This window comes from Microcoleus sp. K1-B1 (assembly GCF_036704705.1).
In the GTDB taxonomy this organism is placed as follows: Bacteria; Cyanobacteriota; Cyanobacteriia; order Cyanobacteriales; family Microcoleaceae; genus Microcoleus.
The window spans coordinates 79,597-105,380 of the sequence record NZ_JAUBSH010000007.1 but is presented as its reverse complement, the minus strand read 5'-3'; the positions used below and the strand labels follow the sequence as shown (position 1 = coordinate 105,380).

The 25,784-nt window shown below is 46.2% G+C and carries 27 protein-coding genes and 2 riboswitches; of the genes, 17 read left to right on the top strand and 10 right to left on the bottom strand.

What is annotated here, in order from left to right; all coding sequences use genetic code 11:
• Positions 1–11: 11 nt before the first annotated feature.
• Both QUA83_RS04245 and QUA83_RS04240 read left to right on the top strand, forming a co-directional pair.
• Positions 12–2,144, top strand: a complete 2,133-nt coding sequence (locus QUA83_RS04245) for a pentapeptide repeat-containing protein (RefSeq protein ID WP_333291746.1) — start codon at positions 12–14, stop codon at positions 2,142–2,144.
• Between the two features lie 57 nt (positions 2,145–2,201).
• The gene (locus QUA83_RS04240) at positions 2,202–2,534 is read left to right on the top strand and encodes a DUF2834 domain-containing protein (RefSeq protein ID WP_333291745.1); all 333 of its coding nucleotides are present in this window, start codon (positions 2,202–2,204) and stop codon (positions 2,532–2,534) included.
• Positions 2,535–2,965: 431 nt separating this feature from the next.
• Here QUA83_RS04240 and QUA83_RS04235 read toward each other — a convergent pair whose 3' ends face one another.
• Positions 2,966–4,540: an FAD-dependent oxidoreductase gene (locus tag QUA83_RS04235; RefSeq protein ID WP_333291743.1), complete on the bottom strand. Its 1,575-nt coding sequence runs from the start codon at positions 4,538–4,540 to the stop codon at positions 2,966–2,968.
• A gap of 248 nt (positions 4,541–4,788) precedes the next feature.
• The gene (locus tag QUA83_RS04230; RefSeq protein WP_333291742.1) at positions 4,789–5,550 is read right to left on the bottom strand and encodes a Uma2 family endonuclease; all 762 of its coding nucleotides are present in this window, start codon (positions 5,548–5,550) and stop codon (positions 4,789–4,791) included.
• Positions 5,551–5,729: 179 nt separating this feature from the next.
• A riboswitch (cobalamin riboswitch) is annotated at positions 5,730–5,876 on the top strand.
• A gap of 61 nt (positions 5,877–5,937) precedes the next feature.
• Between QUA83_RS04230 and QUA83_RS04225 the strand changes: the two genes are divergently transcribed.
• From QUA83_RS04225 to QUA83_RS04190, 8 genes are all read left to right on the top strand, one after another.
• On the top strand, positions 5,938–6,657 hold the full coding sequence (locus QUA83_RS04225; RefSeq protein WP_333047166.1) for an energy-coupling factor ABC transporter permease: 720 nt from the start codon (positions 5,938–5,940) through the stop codon (positions 6,655–6,657).
• Between the two features lie 3 nt (positions 6,658–6,660).
• Positions 6,661–6,993 carry an energy-coupling factor ABC transporter substrate-binding protein gene (locus QUA83_RS04220; RefSeq protein WP_333291740.1) on the top strand — a complete coding sequence of 111 codons (333 nt, stop codon included), beginning with the start codon at positions 6,661–6,663 and terminating at the stop codon, positions 6,991–6,993.
• Positions 6,990–7,790 carry a cobalt ECF transporter T component CbiQ gene (gene cbiQ / locus QUA83_RS04215; RefSeq protein WP_333291738.1) on the top strand — a complete coding sequence of 267 codons (801 nt, stop codon included), beginning with the start codon at positions 6,990–6,992 and terminating at the stop codon, positions 7,788–7,790. Before QUA83_RS04220 ends, cbiQ begins: the two co-directional genes overlap by 4 nt.
• A 399-nt stretch (positions 7,791–8,189) precedes the next feature.
• A complete protein-coding gene (locus QUA83_RS04210) occupies positions 8,190–9,614 on the top strand; it encodes an ABC transporter substrate-binding protein (protein ID WP_333291736.1) in 1,425 nt (474 codons plus the stop codon).
• 248 nt (positions 9,615–9,862) lie between these two features.
• Entirely contained in the window at positions 9,863–10,441 is a 579-nt protein-coding gene (locus QUA83_RS04205; RefSeq protein WP_333226727.1) for a Uma2 family endonuclease, read from the top strand.
• Positions 10,442–10,479: 38 nt separating this feature from the next.
• A riboswitch (cobalamin riboswitch) is annotated at positions 10,480–10,624 on the top strand.
• A 157-nt stretch (positions 10,625–10,781) separates the two neighbouring features.
• Entirely contained in the window at positions 10,782–11,222 is a 441-nt protein-coding gene (locus QUA83_RS04200; protein WP_333291734.1) for a hypothetical protein, read from the top strand.
• A gap of 19 nt (positions 11,223–11,241) precedes the next feature.
• Complete coding sequence (locus QUA83_RS04195; protein WP_333291733.1) at positions 11,242–12,108, top strand: methyltransferase domain-containing protein; 867 nt, start codon at positions 11,242–11,244, stop codon at positions 12,106–12,108.
• 230 nt (positions 12,109–12,338) lie between these two features.
• Entirely contained in the window at positions 12,339–13,187 is an 849-nt protein-coding gene (locus QUA83_RS04190; RefSeq protein ID WP_333291731.1) for an ABC transporter ATP-binding protein, read from the top strand.
• Between the two features lie 156 nt (positions 13,188–13,343).
• Here the strand turns inward: QUA83_RS04190 and QUA83_RS04185 are convergent, their stop codons facing one another.
• Entirely contained in the window at positions 13,344–14,045 is a 702-nt protein-coding gene (locus QUA83_RS04185; RefSeq protein WP_333291729.1) for a diacylglycerol/polyprenol kinase family protein, read from the bottom strand.
• A gap of 170 nt (positions 14,046–14,215) precedes the next feature.
• On the opposite strand from QUA83_RS04185, the gene QUA83_RS04180 reads away from it, so the two are divergent.
• From QUA83_RS04180 to QUA83_RS04165, 4 genes are all read left to right on the top strand, one after another.
• The gene (locus QUA83_RS04180) at positions 14,216–14,407 is read left to right on the top strand and encodes a hypothetical protein (RefSeq protein ID WP_333291728.1); all 192 of its coding nucleotides are present in this window, start codon (positions 14,216–14,218) and stop codon (positions 14,405–14,407) included.
• Positions 14,382–14,657: a type II toxin-antitoxin system PemK/MazF family toxin gene (locus tag QUA83_RS04175; protein ID WP_333291726.1), complete on the top strand. Its 276-nt coding sequence runs from the start codon at positions 14,382–14,384 to the stop codon at positions 14,655–14,657. The genes QUA83_RS04180 and QUA83_RS04175 overlap by 26 nt, the downstream gene beginning before the upstream one ends.
• A 130-nt stretch (positions 14,658–14,787) precedes the next feature.
• On the top strand, positions 14,788–15,069 hold the full coding sequence (locus QUA83_RS04170; RefSeq protein WP_333291724.1) for an antibiotic biosynthesis monooxygenase: 282 nt from the start codon (positions 14,788–14,790) through the stop codon (positions 15,067–15,069).
• A gap of 53 nt (positions 15,070–15,122) precedes the next feature.
• Positions 15,123–15,629, top strand: a complete 507-nt coding sequence (locus tag QUA83_RS04165) for a DinB family protein (RefSeq protein WP_333291723.1) — start codon at positions 15,123–15,125, stop codon at positions 15,627–15,629.
• Positions 15,630–15,843: 214 nt separating this feature from the next.
• Here the strand turns inward: QUA83_RS04165 and bicA are convergent, their stop codons facing one another.
• The 3 genes from bicA to QUA83_RS04150 form a co-directional block, all read right to left on the bottom strand.
• The gene (gene bicA, locus QUA83_RS04160; RefSeq protein WP_333291721.1) at positions 15,844–17,517 is read right to left on the bottom strand and encodes a bicarbonate transporter BicA; all 1,674 of its coding nucleotides are present in this window, start codon (positions 17,515–17,517) and stop codon (positions 15,844–15,846) included.
• Between the two features lie 377 nt (positions 17,518–17,894).
• Positions 17,895–18,842, bottom strand: a complete 948-nt coding sequence (locus QUA83_RS04155) for a glycosyltransferase (RefSeq protein WP_333291719.1) — start codon at positions 18,840–18,842, stop codon at positions 17,895–17,897.
• A 108-nt stretch (positions 18,843–18,950) separates the two neighbouring features.
• A complete protein-coding gene (locus QUA83_RS04150) occupies positions 18,951–19,421 on the bottom strand; it encodes a tetratricopeptide repeat protein (RefSeq protein WP_333291717.1) in 471 nt (156 codons plus the stop codon).
• A gap of 76 nt (positions 19,422–19,497) precedes the next feature.
• On the opposite strand from QUA83_RS04150, the gene QUA83_RS04145 reads away from it, so the two are divergent.
• Together QUA83_RS04145 and QUA83_RS04140 are read left to right on the top strand one after the other, a co-directional pair.
• Positions 19,498–20,841 (top strand): glycosyltransferase family 4 protein, encoded by a 1,344-nt coding sequence (locus QUA83_RS04145; protein WP_333291715.1) that lies wholly within the window; start codon positions 19,498–19,500, stop codon positions 20,839–20,841.
• 34 nt (positions 20,842–20,875) lie between these two features.
• Positions 20,876–22,798 carry a hypothetical protein gene (locus QUA83_RS04140; RefSeq protein WP_333291713.1) on the top strand — a complete coding sequence of 641 codons (1,923 nt, stop codon included), beginning with the start codon at positions 20,876–20,878 and terminating at the stop codon, positions 22,796–22,798.
• Positions 22,799–23,105: 307 nt separating this feature from the next.
• Here QUA83_RS04140 and QUA83_RS04135 read toward each other — a convergent pair whose 3' ends face one another.
• Together QUA83_RS04135 and upp are read right to left on the bottom strand one after the other, a co-directional pair.
• Entirely contained in the window at positions 23,106–23,252 is a 147-nt protein-coding gene (locus tag QUA83_RS04135; RefSeq protein WP_332946242.1) for a hypothetical protein, read from the bottom strand.
• Between the two features lie 320 nt (positions 23,253–23,572).
• Positions 23,573–24,208: a uracil phosphoribosyltransferase gene (upp, locus tag QUA83_RS04130; RefSeq protein WP_333291711.1), complete on the bottom strand. Its 636-nt coding sequence runs from the start codon at positions 24,206–24,208 to the stop codon at positions 23,573–23,575.
• Positions 24,209–24,809: 601 nt separating this feature from the next.
• Here upp and QUA83_RS04125 point away from each other — a divergent pair.
• Positions 24,810–25,382: a DUF4360 domain-containing protein gene (locus QUA83_RS04125; RefSeq protein ID WP_333291710.1), complete on the top strand. Its 573-nt coding sequence runs from the start codon at positions 24,810–24,812 to the stop codon at positions 25,380–25,382.
• On the opposite strand, the gene QUA83_RS04120 is transcribed toward QUA83_RS04125, so the two are convergent.
• Together QUA83_RS04120 and QUA83_RS04115 are read right to left on the bottom strand one after the other, a co-directional pair.
• The gene (locus QUA83_RS04120; RefSeq protein ID WP_333291708.1) at positions 25,360–25,626 is read right to left on the bottom strand and encodes a hypothetical protein; all 267 of its coding nucleotides are present in this window, start codon (positions 25,624–25,626) and stop codon (positions 25,360–25,362) included. The genes QUA83_RS04125 and QUA83_RS04120 overlap by 23 nt on opposite strands.
• Positions 25,605–25,751: a hypothetical protein gene (locus tag QUA83_RS04115; protein ID WP_333291707.1), complete on the bottom strand. Its 147-nt coding sequence runs from the start codon at positions 25,749–25,751 to the stop codon at positions 25,605–25,607. Before QUA83_RS04115 ends, QUA83_RS04120 begins: the two co-directional genes overlap by 22 nt.
• Between the last annotated feature and the right edge of the window lie 33 nt (positions 25,752–25,784).

Here is a 25,784-nt window from a genome sequence, read left to right as displayed (position 1 = left end):
AATTTTTAAATATGGCTAACCCCACCGCGCCCAGCGGCATCAATCAACCCGATCCGTCTTGGCAAACACAATCCAAGCAAATGCCACTGCTGGTTCGCAGGTGCGGCGCTTGGGCAGTGGAAATTTCGTTAATTGCGGCCAGCGCCCTTGTTCCCTTCAGTATCGGGGCATTGGTCAACCAGGAAGATCAAACAGCGCCACTCAATTCCTCAGTAGCAGCAGCATCCGAAACCGTCGCCCGTACTTTGGGCATACCGATGCGCGATCGCAGCCCCAGAGTCGCACACCTAACTAATCTATTCTGGTCAGGGGCACTGCTGGCACCGGCAGTTTTAGCGGGGTGGCAACTGTTTTTGCTCGCCCGAACCGGTCAAACTATCCCCAAACGCTGGTTCGGGGTCAAAGTTGTCACAGCGTCGGGTACTCCTCCGGGTTTTGGGCAAGTGCTAATTCGCGAAAGTTTGGGGCGCTGGGGAGTGCCTCTGGGCGTCGCTTACGGCATTTGGCGCTTGAGCGGTGCGTTTCCAGATTTGCTGATTTTAGGGGGGCTCAGCGGCTTGGCAGTGCTCGCAGACGGCGCTTTGGCATTGCGCTACAAACGCCAATCCGGACACGATCGCCTCGCCAATACTTTGGTGGTCAACGCTCGATCGAATCAACTATCTGACAATCCTGTCAAGAGTCCAGATTGGACTGAGGAAGACGCGCAGATTGCGGCTTTGGTTGTGACTCCACAAAGCGGCCTGAAAGCAAATGCCAGTTTGTGGAATTGGATGCGCCAACACCCAGGCACAACTCTAGTGATAGTTACCGTCGGCAGCGCGGGATTGATTTTAACTTTGTTTGTTGGCACTCTCATCTACACTCAAAGTCAAGCAAATATGCGGGATTCCCGGCAGCGGAACGACGAATTATTTGTAGCTTTAGTTAGCAAATTGTCTCCCACATCGGCTAGCGGGGCATCCGGCAGGCGATCGGCTATTTTGGCTTTGGGGGCGGTGGAAGACTCCCGCGCCGTACCCTTGCTAGCGGATTTGCTAGCTCAAGAAGACAACCGCGCCATGCTGGACGCGATCCAGCAAGCTTTAGTCAGTAGCGGGCCGAAAGCTTTGCCTGAGTTGCAGCGGTTGAATCAGGCCCTCAGCAACGACCTCGATTCCCTGCGGTTTGGCGGCAAGGCCCCGGAACGCGAGTTAGCGGCCGCCCGCCAGCGAACAGTACAAAGGGCGATCGGCAAAATTCTCACAGTGTATAGCAGCCAACTCAACGGCGCCGATCTGAGCCGCACGGATTTAGCTCAAAGTCCCGCCGGCCCATCTCAGTTTACTTTAGTTTTAAACAAAGTTGACTTGTCGGGAATTAAGTTGAGAAATGCCAATTTAACCAATGCCAGCTTGCAGGGAACTCGCTTTTACGGCACCGGCGAAGACAGGCGTCCGGGTACATTTGACGATTGGATTTCTGACTTGAGCGGCGCTAATTTGGAAGGAGTAAATTTGGTCGGGGCGTCTTTGAACAGTGCTGTAATGAACGGGACTAATTTTGTGCGCGCTGTCATGAACAAAGCTAATTTGTCAAAGGGCAATTTGAATTCAGCTAATTTCAGCAGTGCTATTTTAATTGGAGCAAATTTACAGGAAGCACTGTTAAAAAATGCCCGTTTTACCGGAGCAGATATAGGAAGCGCGAATTTGTCGCGAGCAGATTTGTCAGGTGCGCGTTTGGGCAAAGTGAAGGCTCAAGGCGCTCAGTTGTCCTTGACAAATTTGTCTAAATCGGAATGGCAAGGTGCTGATTTATCTGGTGCTGATTTGAGTGGCGCAAACTTACAAAAGGCAAATTTGACTTCGACTAAACTCGCCAACGTGAATTTAAAAGATGCTCAGTTGCAAGATGCGAATTTTAGGAATGCAGAGGTGAGTTCGGTTGATTTTAGAGGCGCGAATTTAGCGGGAGCCGATTTTAAAGGCGCTGTGTTTCTAGGGAAGGCAGCTTCGGATCAATTTATTCAAAATCCGACTGGTAGTAAATCCGGTAGATTCCTAGGAGTTGATTTTGCGGAGGCTAAGAATTTAGATAAAAGTCAAATTGCTTACATTTGTTTGCAGGGGGGGATTCATCCGAAGTGCCCACAGAAGAAGTAAGGATTTGTTGTTAGCGAGTAGGCTAATACAGTTAATCAACGAACAGGTAAGGTAATTATGAGCGTTAAGCGAATCATTTATCTCATCCTAGCAATTCTGGGGCTTGTGCTGCCTTGGTACTATAACTTGCAGTTTTTTAGCAATGCTGGCTTGCTGGACTTTGTAAACGAGAGTTCGGCTAATCTTGCTGCGAAATCGGTAAGCTTAGATTTGTTTATCGCAACTGTAGCAGGAAGCACTTGGATGTACGCTGAGTCAAAACGATTGGATATAAGTTTTGTAGGGCTGTACATAATTCTGGGTTTGCTTGTTTCGTTTTCATGTGCTTTCCCGCTTTTCTTGTTTGTGCGGGAAACCAAGCTGGAAAAATCAAGCGAAGTCTCCAGTTGAAAAGTTGTTTCACCGGTTAGTGCCGCGCAGCACAATAATTCGTTGCAGGCGATCGAGGTATTATATAATTTCCGGTAAAATCACCGTTATAGGTTTGTAGTGACGACGGAAGTGCTCAGAATTGTATGAGGATGAAATTCCTCACTACAAACCAACTTAATGGTTGTCATTCGATGTGGCATAATACTAATAGCAATTCCCTCATTTTTTGCTAAAAACTTTTGGCTTGAGTTTCATTCCCCCTGCCCAACTTACTATTGCATTGTTTATTGAAAGTGCTATTATATCGTTTCCGGTTGCAGCGGTATTTGTTCAAATATCCAAACAGTCCGTTGTCCCGAAAGCATAATTTTAGTCAACAGCCAACAGTCAACAGTCAACAATCAACAGTCAACACTCAACAATCATGAGGAGTGCAGCCGGAATGAATATTACGCAATAGCATCCGAACTGGCAAGAGTCTCGAATTGCGCCAATAGCATGGCATCACTATTATTTGGAACTCCAAAAATTTTAGGTAACTGACCTGTTTCAGCGAGAACTTGTCTCACTTCTCGGTTAGATACATCGGCTAGATTTTTGTTATTTAGAATGGCATTAACCGCAGCGATACCCACACCTTGACCAACTGCAGCGTTGAATTCCACAATTCTGCCGACAGAACAAGCAAACCCTTCAAATCCAGAACAGGGACTGACCACTGCCAGGTTAGGAACGTTTTTAATTAATGCGTGGCGGATGCCAATATTCAAGATAGGGTGTTTAAAACTCAGACTTTTAAACCATCCTAGACGAGTTGCTTGATCGCGAATACCCTGGATGCCTCCGCGTACATCAAAATGATAGCTAAATGTTGCCAGGGCTTCATTCGCAGGTACGCCACCTAACAGCATTTGTGCACCAGTTAAAGGTTCTACAACTCCCGTCACATTGCCAGCGTGTCTGATATAAAGTTCTGAGGCAGAAGTAACAGAAGTAGCCCCCAAACTCTTCAGCCAAGTTGTAATAAATAACATCTCTCTTTGCATATTAGCCGTGGGTTTGCTCCCGCTTCTAGCTAAGGCTTCCGCTTCGCTGGCGGTGACTGCAAATAAAAGCGCATTCCACGAAAGTCTGTCATTGGGAAGTATTGCTATATTTCCCTCATCTAAAATTATGCCGGTTTCAGAAAAAGATAGTTTTCTTCCTCTAAAGGAGTGGTAAGCTACAGATAGAGCCGGCGAGCGAACATCGATGTAATCGTTACCCGCCCACAGAGTTTTGAGATTGCCTTTAGTGTCCCTCATTTCCCGCCGGAGTTCTTCTGCTAGTTGGGCATCCTTGTCGGCAGCGTACAGCAAAAATTTTTGACTCTCTGAATCGGCCCGGTTTGTGAAGCGTTTTAGATAAGTGTAATCGAGTTCTTTCAGTGCTCTTGCACTGAGTCCTTGGGTTTCAAAAACGAGGGTGACTGGAAGTTCTGAGTTAGGCAGACCAAATGTTTCAAATCCCTTCAGCTTTCTCACACCGGCAGCTTGAGCTAATTCGGCATTGACAGTGGCATCAATAAATTGCTTGCCGGCATAAACTACGCCTTGAGAGGTGGTTATACTGGCTATTTTTTGACCTTCTTTACTGACTGATTGAATTTCTACTTTGCTGAGGAGATCTGCCCCAGCTTTTACCAGCATTTCTTTCAGCGCTGCACTGGCTTTGCGGGGGTCGAGTGCAATTGCTTTAACGCCGGATTTTTGTAAGAATTCTTTATAGATTGTCGCCGGTGAACCAAAGGTATCTAACTTTAAAGATTGTTGAAGTTCTTCACTAATCTGACTTCTATCTAAATAAGCAAGACCGCCTCTTACCAAATGCCCGCCAATTCCTTCTTGCAAGCTTGCTTTCGACATCAGTAGAATTCGCGGATAACGCTTTGTTCGGCGAAGATATTCTCTGGATGCAGAGATAACAGCTAGAACTCCTGGAACTTCATCACCAAAACAGATGATATCGTAAGAACGCAGATTCATGACCATTATTTAATAACCTCTGTTGATTTTCATGTTTTCGAGCTGCATCTCAATGTTTGCCGTCCAACTCTCTGTTTTTCCCAAATCTAGCTCGATCTTTCCTGATTTTTGCGATAAATATTCACACTTTTCTGGAGGCAGCAACCGGGTTTTTTCCAGAAAATCCTCCGTTGAGGACGATCTATCTCGGTTGAAAAACCCGGTTTCTGAGCGTCTAGAGTACAACACTGAGGTACTCTTGATTGCCATCAGGTGAGATTATCAGGATCTATCCCCAACTCCCGCAATCGCTGAGCTAGTCGATCGGAACGTTGGGCCAATCCATCGGCGCGCTGCGATTCCTGTTGGGCGCGCTGCGATTCCTGTTGGGCGCGCTGCGATTCCTGTTGGGCGCGCTGCGCTGATTCTTTCACCTGTTCTTCAGGAGTCAGATAACGTTTTCCATCGGCATCATACCAATACAACCACTCCCTTGTCACCCCAGAATAACTTCCCCTTTCACAACCAATCCCCAAACCAATTTCAGGCATCCAAACAGGATGTCCTGGCTGTAACTCGTACTTCCCATTGACTAACTTATGTACTTCTAAACGGGGTTTACGGCGGCGGCGGGAAGAATAAATGACGTAATAAAGTACGCCTAAAGCTTGATATTCCTCCAACTTTGTGGTGTATTCTTTGCGATAAGTTGGGGAAACTACTTCCAGCACAAAAGTCGGCAGAACATTTTCATCCCACAGCACGTAACTGGGACGCAATTCTTCATCATAAAACCTTTCTACACCTAAACTTAAGAAAGCATCTGGGACAATGACAGGTTTGTCGGGGTGATAATAGATACCCATATCTATGCCAAAAAACCAATCCATGCGTTCTGCCCAAAGTATGAGCAATATTGCTTTTAACAACCCTGGTATTAGTTCTTGCAGTTCGTTATCCACAGGCGTTTCATCTGAGTCTGGTAGTTCATCGGCTGAGGGCCAGTGCCTCGGAAATTTGTAATCTAACATGGCGGCTTTCCTCAAAACTCACTAATATTATACCGTTGATTTGTTTAGCAATAGTATTTATTGAACGAACCGCGAAGACGCGAAGGAAGAGAATAGAAGAGAAGATGATAGGTAATTTTGACTTAGTTAATCTGAATGAATTTTTGTAAAAGATTTGCTGAGACTTACGCGATCGACTAAACTATGTCTAACCAGTCGGTTCTAATGGGGAGCAGCCGTTAGAGGAAACGGGGAAAGTTCGGTGCAAGTCCGGCGCTGTCCCGCAACTGTAATGAGAGTCTTGTCGCTTTCTGAGTCAGGATGCCCGCCGATGTGTTAGTTTACATAGTCTCATCTGCGAGGTTCAGCGTGAAGGCCAGAAATCGGAAATTGGTCAGCTTGGGATTGATGGCTGGCTTGAGTTGTTATATTGTCCTGGGTTCGGCAACGCCCGCCGCAGCTATGCACATTTCGGAAGGTTTTTTGCCGGTGCAATGGGCGGCTTTTTGGTGGATGGTGGCGTTGCCTTTTTTTGCAGTAGGTTTGCGATCGATTACTCGGATTACAAAAGAACACCCGGAACTTAAACTATTGCTGGCTTTGGCGGGTGCGTTTACTTTTGTGCTTTCTGCTTTAAAAATTCCTTCGGTAACGGGCAGTTGTTCTCACCCGACGGGTACTGGTTTGGGTGCAATTTTGTTCGGCCCTTCGGTGATGGCGGTACTGGGGGCTTTAGTTCTGCTGTTTCAAACGTTACTGTTAGCGCATGGTGGCTTGACAACGCTGGGAGCGAATATGTTTTCGATGGCGATTGTCGGCCCTTTCGCTGCCTATTTTATCTATCAATTGCTGTTGCGAACTGGTAGCCAGCGGGCGGCAATTTTTTGTGCGGCGGCTTTGGCAGATTTGCTGACTTATGTAACGACTTCGATTCAATTAGCGTTAGCTTTTCCCGCAGCAAGCGGCGGTTTTATGGCTTCGTTTCTCAAGTTTGCTGGCATCTTTGCTATCACTCAAGTACCTCTGGCTATTAGTGAGGGATTGCTGACTCTATTGGTTTGGAATTGGCTGCATTCTTACGGGAAGCCTGAGTTGGAAACTTTGAAATTATTGAGACAGGAGTCATAACCCGTGAGTCAAAAAACTACAAAAAATCACCAATCTACTTCGCGGCAAAATTTACTATTGGCTGGCGCTGTGATTGTTCTGGCAGCGTTTCCTCTCGTTTTTGTGCGGGGTGAATACGGCGGTGCCGATGACCAAGCTAAGAAAGCAATTACGGAAATTCAACCGGGTTATAAACCTTGGTTTAATCACTTGTTTGAGCCGGCTAGCAGCGAAATTTCCAGTCTATTGTTTGCGTCTCAAGCGGCGATCGGGGCTGGCGTAGTTGGGTACGTCATTGGGTTGTATAAAGGCCGATCGCAATCTCGGCAGCAGTCTGATCATAAATCGTCGGAATGAACCATCAGATTGATAGTCTGGCTTATACCAATCGCTTGCGCGGGTTGCCGCCAGCTCACAAGTTATCTTTTGCGATCGCCCTTTTAATTCTGTCTCTAGTTTCTGGGGCGATCGTCCAATTGTCGATCGCCCTTTGGTTAGCCGTCTGGATCGTCGTCTATGCGGGTATTCCGGGGAAACTGTATTTGCGGTTGCTGTCGCTACCGTTGATGTTTTTGCTGACAAGTTTGCCTGCTTTGGCGATGGGTGCGGTTGCGGGCGATCGTATCCCTGCAATTGGGTGGGATATTTGGCAAGGTTGGGGCATTAGCATCGGCACTTTTTATCTGTATGTGAGCCGCACTGGAATATACCAAGTGAGCTTGCTATTTGCCCGCGCCTTCGCATCGACAAGCTGTATGTATTTCATCCTCTTGACGGTTCCATTTACCGAAATCTTGCAAATTCTCAGACAATTACGCTGTCCAGAGTTAGTCACAGAACTGCTATTACTAATGTATCGGTTTATTTTTAGCTTATTGGCGATCGCCGATGAACTTTGGATAGCACAAAACTCGCGCTGTGGCTATCGCACTTGGAAGCGGGGAATGCAGAGTTTAAGCATTTTAATCGGGCAATTGCTTCAGCGAACTTTGGAAAACTACCGTCAAGTTTCGTTGAGTTTAGCGTCGCGCGGCTTTAATGGAAAACTGCAAGTTTGGAATTCTTACCCTTACAAACCTTCGCGAAGATATATATTTGAAGCTTTGTTTGGGTGTACAGTTTTAACTTTGTTAAACGTGCTATTTCAACATTAAATTACTCGTTCCCAGGCTCTGCCTGGTAAGGCAGAACCGGAGGCTCTGCCTCCAATTTCCCCTTGGCCACGCGAGGCAGAGCCTCTGGAAATCGGTTCCCAGGTAGAGCCTAGGAACCAGTCAATGGGGGCCAGAAACCGGGGTTTTTACAGAATATGTGGGCTCTAGCGCGTCTTCTGGGCAAAAAACCCGGTTTCAGAAAACCGCGCGTCCAGGACTATTGTTGATAATTCTCCTATTCTCGTTAGTTTAGCGGGCCGGATTTGAATCAGGGCGATCGTACTTCCTGCAACAGCTATTACAAATATGACTTTTATGAACTTAATTAATGAATTATATGAATTGACGTGAACAGTAGTTGAATGAATAATTACAGTATCAAAATACCGCGAAAAAAATATGTATCAAGATACTAACAAAAAAAACAGCCCGCCGCCCATTGTTTTTATTATTGCCATCGGCTTAATTGGGTTTGGCGCATACAAGTTCCTTCCCGGTTTATTGAAAGCCAAAAATTCAGATACACCTCCATCGAAATCGACATCTACATCTACACCGGCAACGATCGCACTCGGAGCGATCGCCAATCGTATCAGTTTAGGAAATCAGATATTGCTGACATCCTACGCAACACCTGACAAACAAGCAGGAGTTCAAGCTTTTGGTGAGGGAAATTACCAAGCTGCCGCCCAATATTTTCAGAAATCGCTGCAACAAAATCGCAACGACCCGGAAACCATTATCTATTTGAATAATGCCACAGCAAGCAATGGTTCTTCCTTGAAAATTGCTGTCAGCGTCCCCATTGGTAGTAACCCCAATGTCGCCCAAGAAATGCTCCGAGGTGTGGCCCAAGCTCAAGATGAAGTCAATAATAGCGGTGGCATCAATGGCGCAAAACTGCAAGTAGAAATTGTCAACGATGACAACAGTCAAGAGGTTGTCAGAGAAGTTGCAAGGACATTGACAAAAGATCCGAGTATACTAGCCGTAATTGGACACAATGCTAGCAACGCATCTCTCGAAGCTGCTCCGATCTATCAGCAAGAAAAACTGGTAATGGTGACACCGACGAGTTTTGCCAATAATCTATCAGGATTTGGCAGCTACATCTTTCGGACAGTACCCAATATTAGCTTAATGGCTGCTCCCTTAGCAGAATATATAGTTAAAACAGAACGCCAAACTAATATTGCCGTTTGTTATGACTCCCAAGCACCGGATAACATATCATTTAAAGATGAATTTGTGGCATCTCTTACTGCTGCTGGAGGCAAATTAGTTCCCACTGTTTGCGACTTTTCATTACCCTCTTTTAATCCCGAAAGTGCCCTGGCCGATGCTGTCAGCAAAGGTGCACAAGGATTGATGGTAGCACCCCACATCGATCGCATTGACCGTGCGATTTCTCTGGCTCGCAGCAATCGAGGCAAATTGCCACTCTACGGCAGCACTACGCTCTACACCTTTCAAACATTAAAAGACGGACAAAAAGACGTTGACGGGCTTGTTTTGCCCGTTCCCTGGCATCCTGACACTAATCCTGGTAGCCGTTTCCCAGAAAATGCCCGCCAGCGTTGGGGAGGCATTGTGAATTGGCGAACAGCAACGAGTTTTGATGCGACTCAAGCTGTGATCGCTGGCTTGCGGCAAAGCAATACGCGGGAAGGATTGCAACAAGCACTCAGAAATGCAAGTTTTTCGGCAGCAGGATCAAGCGAGGATGTGAAGTTTTTGCCCACGGGCGATCGGGCTGGTAAGCCGATTTTAGTGCAAGTTAAACAAGGAGGAAGCACTGGCTATAACTTTGTCCCGCTGCGGTAAGTTTGTTAAGTGCGATCGCACGGGCGGGCTCTTCGGCCCAACCCCTACTCCCCACAACAAAATTCAATCTTTGTGGAACAGGCATCTTGCCTGTTCTTGATGCCAAACTCACGCCCCACAAAAAAATTCCCTCTTTGTGGAACAGGCATCTTGCCTGTTTCTTAGCATGATTCAAATCTACTTTTCTGTTGAATAAGGCAAATTTTTAAGATAAAATGAAATGAGTAGATTAAAGGAGAGCGTTGTGTATGATCGCGCAAGTTGAAACCAAAACCTACACCGCTGAGGAATATCTAGAATTGGAAATCAATTCTCAGGATCGGCATGAATTTATCAATGGGGAGATTGTTCTGATGGCTGGCGGCACACCGGATCACAATGAAATTACGAGCATCTTAAATGCTATTTTGAGGGTGAGTCTTAAGGGTAAACCTTACAGTATTTTTGCATCGGATCAGCGGCTTTGGGTTCCGCAGCTTAATAATTATACTTACCCGGATGTGATGGTGGTAGCGCGCCCGATCGAGCTGCAATCTGGACGGACGGATACAATTACTAATCCGCTGCTAATTGCTGAGGTGCTGTCTAAAGGTACCAAAGCTTATGACCGCGATGAAAAGTTTGCTGCCTATCGCAGTATTCCTAGTTTTCAGGAGTATTTATTAATCGACCAATATCGGCTACAGGTCGAGCAATATTCTAAAACTGATGCGAATAAGTGGATTTTTTCGGAATATAGCTGTATGGGCGATCGGCTGAGTTTAACATCTGTTGCTGTGGAAATTTCGCTGGCCGATTTGTATGAAAATATTGAGTTTGGTGAATAGGCGGACGCTTTTTTGTCAAATATCCCAAATAGTGGTAATATCCCCGTATATCGATCGGCTCTGATGGAGAACAGCCATCAGACGTAAGGGGGAAAGTTCGGTGCGAATCCGGCGCTGTCCCGCAACTGTAATGAGATTATTGCATCTCTGAGTCAGGATGCCCGCCGATTTGTTTACAATCATGTTTTTCATCTGCGAGGTATGGGTGATGGTGAGTTTATTATTTTTTTTATTATTGGATTGGGGTTTTTCAACCGCAGATATCAGCAGATGAACACAGATGAACGCTGATGTAATTCGATCTGTGTTCTGAAGCGTATATTATTTTAATGGAAAAGAAATGCGAATTGAAGATAGTGTTTGGCAGGGTAGTTTTGGCTACTGGCAAAACTTGTTTATTCACCAGAATATTTTGCCGATCGGACATACTGCTTGGAATGGCTTTTTGCATCGAGGACGAGGCTTGGTTGCTTGCAAAATCAATACTCCCATTAACGGTTCTGTGAATTGGAGCGTAGATACTATCAAGTACGATCTGGAATTTGTTTCCCAATTGTACGCAACTGCTTATTTGCAACAACTAGAAATAGAGGAAAATACTGTTTCCAATCTGCTGCAAATCATTGATAGCTACGAACCCAAGGCAGCCATTATATTTTTGTCGATCGCAAACGGTCAGATTGATATCAATTTGTTGCAAAAGTTGGCAATTTCTCCTGTTGAGTGCTATGAACAAGTATGCAAGCGCTGGGAAGAATTTCAATTCTGCCCTAAATCCTAAAACTTACTAAATTTTCCGAATGCCGCAGCCAAAATCAATCGAAATTTCCAAGGTAACTCGCTACCAAAATGCAGCGCTTAATTACTATTTGGGCCTGACAGATTCGCCCTACCTTCACTACGGCTATTGGGAAACCCTACCTGTGCCCGCTGACGAACTAACGATCGCACGATTGCGCCTCGCTCAGCAAGCTTATACTGTAAAACTGTTGGATGCAATCCCCAAAGGCACTCATACGATACTCGATGTGGGCTGCGGGATTGGTGGAAATGCGGCTTATTTGCTCGATCGAGGTTTTGCAGTCGAAGGGCTCGCACCCGATCCGTTCCAACAACAGCGATTTCTTAAGTGTACGGGCGATCGGGCAATTTTCCACCTCACGAGGTTTGAAGACTTCAAAGCAACCCATTTCTACGATCTTATTCTCTTTAGCGAAAGTAGCCAGTATATGTCGGCTGTTGATATTGCTAACGGTGCCGCCAAAATCCTCAATCAGGGCGGTTACGTTTTGTTGGCTGATATGCTGCGATCTGATGCTAATTATAAAGAGGGAATGTTCTCTAATTGTCATGTTGTTACGGAACTTCATGCAGCATTAAAGCAGGCTGGATTCATTTTAGTAAAAACTGAGGATATTTCCGCCCATATTTTGCCAACAATCGATTTGTATGTCGATACTTTCCGCCGATATGGACTAAATACAATGATCTATGTTGCAGATTTGATTGCAATCACTGTTCCCCCCGTCCACAAATTCCTGCGCTGGATATTTCGTCGCTGGTTCAAGAAGCTGGTGGTTGAAGGATTGGAGGCGGGTCAACTTTTTGAGCAACATCTCTGTTATGAAATGCAACTTTGGCAGTTGTCAAAATCTGATCGAGGCTGACACAAATATAGCAACTCTAAATCATTTGTTAATTTCTTACTCCCTCCCCTTGATAAGGGGAGGGTTGGGGTGGGGTCAAAAGTTTACGACTCCTGCAAGGATTGCTATACAATGGAAATCGGTAATCGGTAATTGGTAATCATTCATCGGTAATCGGTAATTGGAGGCATAGCCTCCGGGTATTTATTCCCAGGCAGAGCCTGGGAACAAGGTTATAAAAAATAAAAAATATGTCTGAATGGATTCTCGAATTCGATCGCACTTCCTACTCCTATCCCTGCGGTTCGCGAGTGGCAATTCAGGGTTTAAATCTCAAAGTTCCCGCCGGGAAACGGTGCGGGCTAATCGGTCAAAATGGCTGTGGGAAAACAACATTTTTTCTGTTAGCAAATGGCTTATATCAACCGCAACAGGGAATCATTAGCTGGCAAGGTGAACCCTTTCGCTACGATCGCAAATCTTTGATGCAACTGCGCCAACAAATCGGACTCGTCTTTCAAAATCCCGAACATCAATTAGTAGCTTCGACGGTAGAAGAAGATATCTCCTATGGATTGTACAATTTAGGCTTGAGAGAATCCGAAATTGCTCAACAGGTGCAGCAGGCGATCGAGCAATTCGATCTAAGCGAACTCGCCCGCGAACCAATTCACAATCTCAGTTTGGGCCAGAAAAAGCGGGTTTCCATCGCCGATATCATGGTTCTCAAGCCCAAACTGCTGCTGCTAGATGAACCTACCGCTTATCTCGATCCGCGTCACACCCGACAACTGATCGGTTTACTCCAACAAATTCACAGCGCTGGAACCACAATTCTTTTAGCAAGTCACGACCTCGATTTCATCTACCGCTGGGCTGATTGGGTGTTTGTAATGGATCGAGGAAAATTGATTTTAGAAGGAACACCGGAAACCGTTTTTGCTCAGCGGGATGTGTTGGAACAATTGCAGCTTGGCGTACCGCTGGCGATCGAGCTGATGGAGCAAATCAGGGCGATGTTTCCAACAGACGATCGCTCAAAAATCCCCGCTTTCGAGCAATGGCAACAACAAATTTTACAAGCACGTCGGCTGCTTTAACGGAACTTAGACAATTGATAATGGTGTTGCTGATTCACGGTATGAATTACTTTTTCGCTTGATGTTACAAAACTCACCATACTTGGCTTATAGCAATTGCGAAATCTTGAATTCATACCTGTATCCAGCAACGCCCCCCGTGGGGGGAAGTTCAGATTACACATTACCAATTATCAAAAATTGATTTAGGAAAAAGGCGATCGCCCCACTGCCGATCGGCACAGTCAGATTGTCAATTCCCAGCTTGGAAACCGACTCCAAAGTAGCAGCAGCCAAAGCTACAACAGCCGACACAGCCCAAGTTTGCCAAATATTGCCTTGAACCGTCAGCAAAATCAAACTGCTAACAGCAAAACTCACCAAATACATAGTTGCAGAACCTTCCCAACTCTTCTGAATTCCCCAAACTCGATAAATATGTTTGCCGTATTTCTGGCCGATGACAGCAGCCAATCCGTCGCCCCAAGTCATGACTAAAATGCCCAAAGCAGCGTATTCCTGATGTTGCAGCGGCCAAAACCAAGCTACAAGAACGCTGATACTAACAGCATAGAAAAAAGTTCCCCAACTCTTCCGGTTGATACTGTTAAGACTGGGCAAAATCGGAACTTGGTAAGAAATTAGGGCGATCGCACCTGCTAAAACCCCCGCCGAAATCCCCACCCAACCGGGTATTTCCAGCCACCATGCTAGCAAAATCACATTTCCAGTACCGATGTGAACAATCTTCCGCGATACCTCAGCATCGACAGAAGTAAAGCGATTTAACCCCTCAGCTACCAATAAAATCAAACCCAGCCAGACTCCCACGAGGGAAATTTGCAGCCATACAGTCGGAATTTCGGAAAATATAGACACGATATTTAGGAAAAACTTAGATGGATCACTGTTTACTACTTTAGTGGAAAGCGCGATCGATGTTAGAACCCCGCAGCCTTAAAGTGCTGCGGGGAGCTGGCTGTTATGTTTTTTGAGGTTGGTCTACTTAAAACCTGTGCTATGCTATAAGCAAGTCTAGGGAAAAAGCTATGACTATTTTAGTAGAAGAACTTTTGAATACCTTTGAGCGATTAACAGACTCAGAGCGGTTATATTTGGTATTGGAAATTTTGAAGCGGACTGTTTATTTAGACTTTCCTCCCCTATCTGATGAGGATTTAGTTCTGAATGCTGAGGGACTTTTCCTAGAGCTAGATGAGGAAGAATCCGTATATGAATAGTCCAGAGCGTGGTGAAATCTGGTTAGTCGATCTAGGTTATACTGCGAAAGTCAGACCATGTTTGATCGTGAGTATTCCTGCTCTAAATCAAGACCGGGCATTAGCGACTCTAGTGCCACATACAACAAGTCTACGCGGCTCAAGATTTGAGGTGAAAGTCACAAATAAGTTCCTCCGAGAAGGAGTATTTGACGTACAAAATATGATTACAATCCCTCATGCAAAGCTTCTACGCAAATTGGAAGTCTGACATCCGAGAAAATGCTCGAAGTAGAAGAGGTAATACTCTTGTGGCTGGGATTTAAAGAGGAAAATGCTGAGGAAAAAGAGGAGTAAACCGAACCCTTGAAGTTTTGAAATTATCCGAGAAGCTGATTACTATGCCGTATGTCTTAATTATTCATGAAGTAGAAAATTATGAAGCTTGGAAACAGGTATTTGATAATGCTGAAAGCATCCGAAAAGAAGCTGGCGAGCGCTCCTATCAGGTCTTGAAGTATGACAGTGAACCCAACAAAATTGTTCATTTCTCCGCGTGGACATCAATCGCAGATGCTAGGGCGTTTTTTGAGTCGCCTGCACTGGTTAAAATTAGAGAGGAAGCGGGAGTTAAAGCTCCTGAATTTATTTATCTAGACCAATTAGAGTCAGGAGTCTTGTGAAAGACATATTTGTATAATGTAAGTTGTTCAAACTAGGTGGTGAAGTTTTGAGTATGTACGACGGTAGCTACTACCAGCTAATGGCCGAGTACAATTGCTGGATGAACCAAAAGATATATTCTGTATGCTCCGCAATTCCTGATGAACAGCGCAAACAGGATATGGGTGCTTTTTTCAAGTCGATTCATGGCACTTTGAATCACTTACTGTATGGTGACAAAGCATGGATGGGGCGTTTCACTCTTCACCCATTTTCTGTTACCGTTATCGGTCAAGAACTCTATGCTGAATTTGAGGTTTTGAGAGCAGAACGGGAGACAATGGATCGGCAAATTATAGAATGGTCTAGACATCTTAATCCTGACTGGTTGAGTCAACCGTTTGAGTACACCAGCAATGTAGATGGTAAATGCCGCGTGCTACCGACTTGGGTTCTGGTGACACATATGTTCAATCATCAAACTCACCATAGAGGGCAAATTACCACACTACTCAAACAACTTGGCTACGACTCAGGCGTTACAGATATTCCGTGGCTACCCGCTATATCAATCGGATAATTTCTGCACGCACGAGGGAAATGATTGTTGACTGTTGACTTTTGACTGTTGGCTCTTGACTAAAATTATGCTTTTGGGAGAACTGACTGTTTGGACATTTGAAGAATACCGATGCAACTGGAAACGATATGAAAGGGGCGATCGAGCCATAAAAATAGCAGGAGAAACTGGCACTCCTGCTAAACCAATACTATTTTGGCGAATTCGCGGCTTTTTACGCCGGCACTCCCAAGGGGATGCCTTTGTTGTCAACCACAGCGACCGCTTGTCGCAAGGCTGCGGTACGATCGCTCATGACATGCTCTGGCGCGATCAGATCCAACAATCCCAACTTCTGCAAGCGCTGCTGAATTTTCTCGCTGGCACCGACGATGTAAACCTGCAAACCCTTATCGCAGGCATCGCGGATCGCATTTTCGATCGCCAGCGAAGCCGTCACTCCCAGCATGGGCACAGCACTCAAATCCATCACCAAAGCATCCGCATCCTTCATAGCATTGTGTTCGCGGGAGATCGCTTTTGACAACCCAAAAATCATCGGGCCGCTCAAGCAGAACAGCAACACGCGCCCCCTACCCTGATCCAAGAGTTGCTTCTCCTCCTGACTGAGCAGAACCTCATCATCCGTATCAGAAATCAGCTTCACTCCTGCAGACTGCAAACTACTCAACCGTTCGATAGTCAGGATATTGGCAATAAAGACGCCCACACCCACCGCCACAATCAGATCCACAAACACAGTCAAAAACAGCACCCCGTACATGATCAGGGAACCCTTAACAGACACTTTGTGCGATCGTTTCAGGAAACTCCAGTCAAGGATATCAATCCCCACCTTCAGCGCAATCCCCGCCAACACCGCCATCGGAATCGGTTCAGTTAACTTCGCCGCCCCCAAAACCACCACCAGTAACACCAATGCCCGAGTTAAACCCGATACCGCCGAAGTCGCGCCTGTTTGGATATTGACCACAGTTCCCATCGTTGCCCCGGCGCCCGGTAAGCCACCGCAGAGCCCCGACACGATATTGCCAATCCCTTGACCGATCAACTCCTTATCGGACTTGTGCTCGGTTCGCGTTAGACTGTCCGCCACCACCGCCGTCAGCAAGGTATCGATACAGCCCAGCATCCCCAGCATCACCGCATCCACAAACATCACCGTGATTTGACCGGCGGAAAAAGTCGGAAATTGCAAGGGGGGTAGTCCCACCGGAATTTCCCCAATCCGGCGAATCTCCGCGCCCTGAAACACAGTTAGGGAAATTACCGTGCCGACAATCAGCGCTATCAATTGCGGGGGCACGATTTTCCTCACCTGTTTGGGCATCAGGAAAATAATTGCCACCGTCAAGGCACCCAGAATTGCTTCCGGCGGATTTATGTTCCCTAGCAACTGCGGAATTGCTAAAAAAGTGCCCAAAACACCGCCTTTGGGCGGGGCTTGACCCAGAAAGGGTGCAATTTGCAGAATGATCAAAATCACGCCAATTCCCGACATAAAGCCGGAAATCACGCTGTAGGGCATCAGGGTGATGTATTTCCCTAGCTTGAAAATACCAAAGATGATTTGAAACAGCCCCGCCAGCATCACAACGGTAAACGCCATTGCTAGCCCTTGTTCGGGATTGCTGGCGGTGAGGGATGCGACGATCGCAGTCATCACCACAGTCATCGGCCCTGTGGGTTCAGAAATCAGTGTTGGGGTGCCACCAAACAGCGCCGCAAAGAAGCCAACGCAAATGGCACCATACAGTCCCCCGATCGGCCCGACTCCGGAAGCGACCCCGAAGGCGAGGGCCAGAGGCAGCGAGACGATGGCAGCCGTAACACCGCCGAAGATGTCGCCCTTGAGATTATTGAAACGAATCTGATTAGTTATTGACATGAGTGGTGCATTAATAAACTAGACAGAATTTAACAATGCGGACTTTGATCCCTTCACCCAGTGTCAGGGCAAAAGTTTTTCCTAATCGCCTGACAGATAGCACAAGCAGGGCAGACCCAAGGAAAGGTCTGTACTTGTGCCCGATCGATGTCAAACTCGTAAATACTTAATTTTCAGTATTTCTTAATCTCTTAATTTAATGTAAAACGTGTCCGATCAAATTTTTATTTTTTGCTAACTCTCGGAACGATCCCGGCAAGTTCTCGATCGAGCCAAATCAGATCAAATCTCAAGGCCAGACCACACTCCTTGCTATAAGTAAAATTAATATATATTATTTTTTGATTGTGATTATTAGTAATAACTATTATTGAGCGTTATTTTATCAACTCCCGCACAAACTCAAACGCCCTGGGACGCAACTCGACGGGCAGCAACGACAATCCCAAACCCGCCCACAGTTTCGCTGCAGAAACCGACTTTCCCGCCCGCACCATCAGGCGCCCTTTTTGAGTTTCACCCACCTCAATCAGCCGCAAGCCTAACGCTAATTGAGTTTCGGCAATCCTTTTGAGCCTGACTGTTTCCAACCTCTCCGACTCAAACTCGTAGCCGGTCAAATAGCACAATTTATCGCTTAAATACGGAATTGCCCGATCGACTCCTTGCTGTCCTGCATGAACTCGATACTCCATCAACAGCTCCGGCAAGTAATAGCATTTTTTGCCAGCAATCGCAAGTCTCACAAACAAATCGTTATCTTCGCAATTTTGTAAATTCGGCCGCAGAAATCCGACTTCTTCCAGGGCGCGGCGCCGAAACAAAGTAGCCCCTATTTGCAAACTTTGTCTCAGAAACACTGCTGAGAGCAAATCTTCAATAATTCCCGCCGACAACTCGGTGCGCCCCCACCGCTGGGAATTGAGTTTCGTCTGGTTTTCGTCTATATAATTGTTAATGTCGATCACCCAGTGATCTGTACTGACAAAATCGATGCTGGGGTCTTTATCTAAAATAGCCGATGTCCGCTCTAGAAATTGCGGGTTCAGGCGATCGTCATCGTCAAACTTGATAAAATACTCGCCCCTTGCTGCCGCAAAGCCCGATCGCATATTATTACTCTTGCCGATATTCTGCGGGTGGCGAATGTAGCGAATCCCGCGATCGACAAATTCCGACATCAACAGAGGAGTGCTGTCAGTAGAACCGTCATCACAGATAATTAATTCAAAATCTGTATAAGTTTGATCTAGCACGCTGGCGATCGCACAAGCCAGCAGATGCACTCGATTGTAAGTAGGAATGCAAACGCTAATTTTAGGCACTACGACTATTTTCAATTTTAGATTGTGGAAAAAATTCGCACTTCAGTCCAGGGAAATAAACCACCAATGCCCAATGCCCAATGCCCAATGCCCAATGCCCAATGTATTTTAATTTAAACGAGCCGTACATTCGAGAATTAACTTTTGATTCACCAAAGCAAAAGGTTGAATTTCCAAAGCGCGACGAAAAGCTTGAATAGCATTTAGGTATTCTCCCAAGGCAGCGTAGCACAAACCCAGACCGTGCAACGCCCCAAAATGCACCGGGTTCAGTTTGAGGACAACTTCGCAGTCGTCGATCGACTTTTTATAATTTCCTTGGGTATAGTGAAGTACGGCGCGTCGGTTCCAAGCTTCCGCAAAATCCGGCGCTTCCGCAATCAGTTTCGTCAGCAAATCCAAAGCGTGGTGAACATCACCTGCATCTAACGAAACTTGCGATCGCCTGAGAATTTGCATCCCATAGTCACCCTTCTGGTTAAACCAAGTGCGCCAGAGTTCTGTAGTTGCCCGATCGCGCACGATTTCGTCGGACTTTTTCAAGTCTTCCAGCAGCGCCTTAACAGATAATTCGTCCATAGGTGCAAAGATTGTTAAAAAGATTTTATCAATCAATTTTATCGCGCAAGCGGCAACTTTATTTATTTCACATCCCATGAAGATTTTGATGCTTTCCTCGACTTTTCCCTATCCACCCAGCCGCGGAGGAACTCAGGTAAGGACGTTTAATTTATTACAATACTTGAGCCGGCGACATGATGTAATTCTCGGCACTGTACGATCGCCCGATGTCACCGATGCACAAATCGACACATTGCGCCAGCAAGTCACAGAATTAGCAGTTTTTCCCAACCGGCAACTACCCCCCCAACCCCCCCTTAGTAAGGAGGAGCTAACTCTGCACCAGGGGCTTGAGGAGGGCTTCTTGCCTCCCCACCTTAATAAGGGGGGGACTGAGGGGGGGTTCTCTGAAATAATAGGAAAATTCCACAGATTCAGTCGATTTTTGTTGTCCGGGACGCCTCCCAACGTACTCTCAAGCTACTCCCAAGCAATGCAGAATTGGGCAGACGAATTGGTAACAGCAAACAAATGCGATGCTGTCACCTGCGAGCACAGCGTTAACGAGATTTACGTGCGTCCAGAATGGCGCCAAAAACTGCTGACAGTGGCAAACATTCACAGTTCTGTTTGGGGAACTTGCCGGGAAATGTTAGCAACCGGCACCTCGGAAAAACCCCTGCGCGATCGACTAAATTTACCCCTACTCGCCCGCTACGAAAAACGCTACTGTTCCAAATTCTCCCGCATTGTGGCGACAACATCCACAGACAGAGAGCAACTCCTCGAATTACTGTTGCCTCCGGTTCGGGTGCGAGGAAAACAAGATTTTTTTGTACCTCCCATCGATGTAATTCCTAACGGCGTGGATTTAACTCAATTTCCCTATCGATCGATCGATCCGGGAGGACACACCTTAATTTTTGCAGGCGCAATGAACAATTTGCCCAATATTGACGCGGCGCGGTTTCTCAGTTTGCAAATACTGCCACCTTTGCAGCAGCGCTATCCCGATGCTACCCTCACCTTAGTAGGGGCTTCGCCAGTCCCGGAAGTGCTCGCCTTGGGGGAACTTCCCGGAATTCAAGTAGTAGGCCGGGTACAAAGGGTGGCAGAATATTTGCATCAAGCTGCTGTTTGTGTGGTGCCGATGCGGATTGGTTTTGGGATTAAAAATAAAACTTTGGAGGCGATGGCTGCAGGAACTCCCGTGGTTGCCAGCGATCGAGGTTTGGAGGGTTTAGCTGTCGATGGCGGCCCACAACTGATAAGGGCCTTGCGGGCGAACAAAGTTCAGGAGTATGTTGAGGCGATCGCCAGTTTGTTTGAAAATCAGCAGCTAAGACAGGAGCTCTCTGTCAACGCTCGATCGCTCGTTGAAAGCCAATACACTTGGGATATCATAGGTCGGCAGTACGATCGGCTATTGCAAATTTAAACTCTAAATTCTAAAATCTAAATTCTAAAATGGCATGATGGAACACAAAATTAACCCCTCAAAAAATCGAGCCAAACCCCCAGAAAATCGCCAAGTTGCTCCTCCTCCGACAAGACGCCGGCGCCAAACCCGACGCCCCAAAAATCTTCAAGAGTCCCAGCGTCCAATACCTACTCCCCGAACTCGCGCCAGATATCCCTGGAAAAGACTGATAGCTAATTTGACAGCCCTCAGCATCTTGGGTGGCTGTGCAGCTTTAATGGGAGGCGGCGCTTGGCTGAGTTATCAGCTAATTGTCGATCCCAATGGCAACAAGTTGATCTCTCAGTTTGTGCCGGAATGGTCGCGCCTGCCTACAGGTAGCAGAGATTCGATCCAAACTCTCGATCAAATCAAAGCCAGCATCCGCAAATTGGGATTCGTAACCGGAGAAGCCCTGCCTCTTCCCGTCGATCAATCCCGCGATAATTCTATTTCCGATTTGCTCTTGCCGGTGATGGTAGAAAGAACTGTTAAGGCTTCTACTGTTTGCACAAACCCTTGTCGCCAAATTGTCGAACTTCGGGTGTACAAGCGAGTACAGTTGCCCGATCGCAGTTCCGATAAAGAGCAGTATTTTCAGTTAGCAAGTTCTGTGAACGTAGAAGGCCCTGCGGAATCTTTTGTCATTGCTTCTTTAGCTGACTCTAGATATAACAATCAAGCCTCGAATCAGTCGCTACCCCTAACACAACTGCGGCGCTTTGACGGAAAGCCCCCCGCCTCCGGCATTTGGTTTAATGTCAGCGGTCAACTAAAGCAGGGCGACAAGAAAATTCCCTACGGACAAGTCGTTCGCTACAACCCCAGCCAAAATCATTTAATGCCGCTGTTGGAGTGGGCCAGTGCGGCCGGACAACCGCCGAATTGGCAGCAAATTGTTAAGGGCGAAAACCCGCAGTTGGCGATCGACCAAACAGTTGGTTTAGAGCCACAATTTACCCTTTATCAAATTGGCCCGCGCAAATTTTTGCCCAACCCAGTTCAGTTAACGGCGATTTCTTTAGAAGAAATTGCCTTCAATGACGAGACTTACAAAAATGGGCTGCGACTGGCGAAAAGCGGGCTGTGGTCTCCAGCATTAAATGTTATGCGTGTGGCGAAGGGGAAAGCCGGCAAAAATTGGCCCGCAGTCGCGCAAGCTCAGCTAGAAACGATCGAATTTCACGCTAAAATTACTCGGGCTCAGGCGATCGCATCTTGGGCCAGTCCCGGTCAACAAGTTCTCGCAGAATTGATCGACGGCCGCTGGACCGAAGCTTTGCAAGTATTTGAAGCCGATCCGAGTAACAGTCACGAAATAGCCACAACCCTCAAAAATGACGGCGGGCGGATCTGGAACCGCATCGACGCCGCCTTGAGAGTGAATGCCGCTGACGCCGATGTCAAGGCTTGGGGGGCCCTGATTGTAGCGTCTCAAGACGGCACTCGCGAGGCGATGAATTGGCTCGACCAGCAATCAGATACTGACAGCGAAACCAGAAGTCGAATTCGGAATTTGGTCAACAAACTTGAGGAAGCAGTTTCTCAGGCTGAAAGTTTAGAAGACCACAAGAGTCAAATTATGGGTTCTGCTACTTTAATTAACAGTGTCAATCCCGCTGAGTGGCTGGAACCAGAACCGAAAAACGAGTTAAAATTGGCAGGAGAACAAGTTTGGTATCAGGTGCAGGTAGCGAGTTTTTACGACGGTAGCCGCTGGGTTAATTCGCCATTTTCTGATGTTGAAGTGAGCTCTTTTCCTGCTACTCAAGTCAAGTGGCTCTGGGGGCGGCTGGGATTGCAGGCTGACCCCAAGATTAAGATTGAGGTAGCGATGGCTAACGGTCAACAAAGAGTTGCTGTGGGAACGGTGAAAGCAGTGCAGATTCAAGACGGAAGTCTGCGCTTGCTGGCGGCGGTTGACAAGCGATCGTAATCTGGCAGAAAGCATTCGGCAGATAGAACAGTCCCGGACGCACTCTTGACACAAAGAAACCGGGGTTTTTTACCATTTCTGCCGATCGCAACAGAAGTATTTTCGTAAAAAAACCCGGCTTCCTTCCACCTGTACGTCCAAAACTAGGAAAAAGGAAAATTCTTTCTTTTGCCCCTCCCGCAACTACGAAAGCAGCGCAATCTCAAAACTCTTCCCCTTACTCCTCTCGAACTCGGACAACAATGCAGACAAAAATTTTGTTAATTTAATTAATTAACACAACCTGTGCACAAAAAACGCAGATATGTCAAATCGCGCCCTTTTTAGAGAGTGCTGCAATCATCTGCCGTTTCACTGCTTTAGCCCAAAGCTCAAACTCCAAACTGTTGATATTCTGAATTTTCACTTCCTCAACAGGCTGAGTTGGGGCTTCCTTCTGTGCTGTAGTCTCCATTGTTTTTTCCCTCGTCAAAAAAATGTTAGTAGTCGATCGCAAACGGTTAGCATCATACATCTATTTTAATAACTAATTCTTGCAATTAATTACACTAAAGGCATAGAATTTAACCATCAAATGCAGTAAATACATCTAGATCATGCAATTTACGAATTTAATGTAAGAAAACCCTACAACCATTGTTATATATAGGCTTTTCCTGACATTAAAATTTTACAATTTAGATTGTATGGCACTATCAAACCAATAGTTATGTTAGTAAACTTATTTTTAAATGAATGTATTGGCATATACAGCAGAAAATAATTTGATTGAATTCACATAGTGCCGTAAAGTCGATCGCCCGCATCTCCCAATCCGGGTACAATATAGCCGTGTTCGTCCAAACACTCGTCAACAGCAGCCGTATAAATCTGCACGTCAGGGTGTTGTTCGTGAAAGTGCCCCACTCCCTCCGGTGCCGCCAGCAAGCACAAAAATTTAATAGACTTCGGATTAACTTCTTTCAGCCTATCCACTGCCGCGACTGCTGAATTACCAGTAGCCAGCATCGGATCGACAATTAAAACATCTCGCTGTTCGATATCCTGGGGAACTTTGAAATAATATTCGATCGCCATCCGAGTTGTCGGATCGCGGTACAAACCAATATGTCCTACCCTCGCAGACGGAATCAGCTCTAAAATACTATCTAACAGTCCCTGACCGGCGCGCATAATTGAAATAATAACAATTTTCTTTTCTGCAGCCAGCACCGGTGCATTCATTTTGGCGATCGGCGTTTCTATTTGTTCGTATTTTAGCGGCAAATCTCGCGTCACTTCATAAGCTAGCAGCATCCCAATCTCTTTCAGCAGTTGGCGAAATTTCGCCGTACTCGTTTGAGTTTGCCGCATGAGAGTTAACTTGTGCTGTATCAAAGGATGGTCAATGACAGTAACTTTAGCACTCATTTTTTTGAATAATTAATTTGCTTTATTCTAACTTATCAGCCATCAAGGCATTCTTGACGAAAAAAAAACCGGTTTCTGCCGCCCCTGCGTCCTGAACTACTTATATAAAACCCCTATTGAAAACACAAATACCGCGCAAATAAAATTACTTCTACACTTGCCTTTCATCCGCCCAGCGCGACACTAAGTATGCGAAGTTAGAAAATAGACAAATATGTCATTATCTCGTTTCCTCTCCTTCCCGCACTCTTCCTAAGAACGCAGATCCGGGCCCAAAAGCCTCCCCACAGGTTTCGCTGTCTCGCGCTCCATCCCAGCCCAATAACACACATCCGGAGTTTCGCACCGAAATCTTCCGGAACTTGTACCAACAGATATGAAGCTTAAGAAGTATCAACATAAAACCTATTTTTTCGATTAATTCACTCATCGAAAAAACCTGAATAGGAACTGCATATGAGGTTATAAGCTTGGCTTTACAGGCTTTTCATCTTTCAACATGAATGCGGCCATATCCAAGTTAAAAACACATTACCTAAATTCAGTTCCATTTTTTTAGGGTGCTCCTAACACACAACTGAACTTATTAAGGAGAACATCCATGAAGTTTGTAAAACTATTGCTAGCTACGGCATTAATGACTGCTTCTATCGGCCCCGCCTTGGCTAATCCTGCCGTTCAAATTTTAGGTGCAAGCTACGGCGGTAGCGGTTGCCCAGATCGCTCCGCCAGCGTCAGCGTCAGCCCCGACGGTCAAGAACTCACCATCCTATTTGACAAATTTGCAGCCCTGGGAAATGTCTCAGCAGAAAGCCGAAAAAGCTGCAATCTGAGCATTCCCATCAAAGTACCCCAAGGCTACCAAATTTCTATCTACGATGCTGATTACCGCGGCTACGTGGCTCCTAGAACCACAGGCAACCTGCGAGCAGAATACTTTTTCGCTGGAACCCGCGGCCCAGTTTTTAGTCGGAATTTCAGCGGCGAAACTAACTACAATGTTCGAGATAAGTTAGCCACTGTAGCTAATGTTTGGTCTCGCTGCGGCGACAGTGTAAATATGCGAGTAAATGCTGCGATGACAGCCCGCGGTGCCGGCATGGCAACCGTTGACTCCTTCGATTTGGCTCATCGCGGTTTAGTTTATCACGTCAAATATCGCACTTGCCGCTAAGCAGCTTGTTGGGAGTGTAGTGTGAGGTATAGTTTTCAGGTTTGAATTTTGAATTTTGAGTTTTAAGTTGGAAGAGGGAATAATTTTCCCTCTTCCTTCTTCCTTCTTCCCTCTTCCCTCTTCCCTCTTCCCTCTTGCTTCTTCCCTCTTCTTGACATCCGTTACGTCTGATATCTTGCACCATTGTCAGCAACAGGCAAGATGCCTGTTCCACAAGAAAGTTTATATTTTGTGGAACAGGCATCTTGCCTGTTCATAAAAAGCTAATTGAGAATGGTGCAACATATGACTTAGATCCGTTACATAATCCGTTGCCCAACTTCCCTCTTCCTTCTTCCTTCTTCCTTCTTCCTTCTTCCTGACATCCATTACATCCGTTACATCCGTTACAGAATCCGTTGC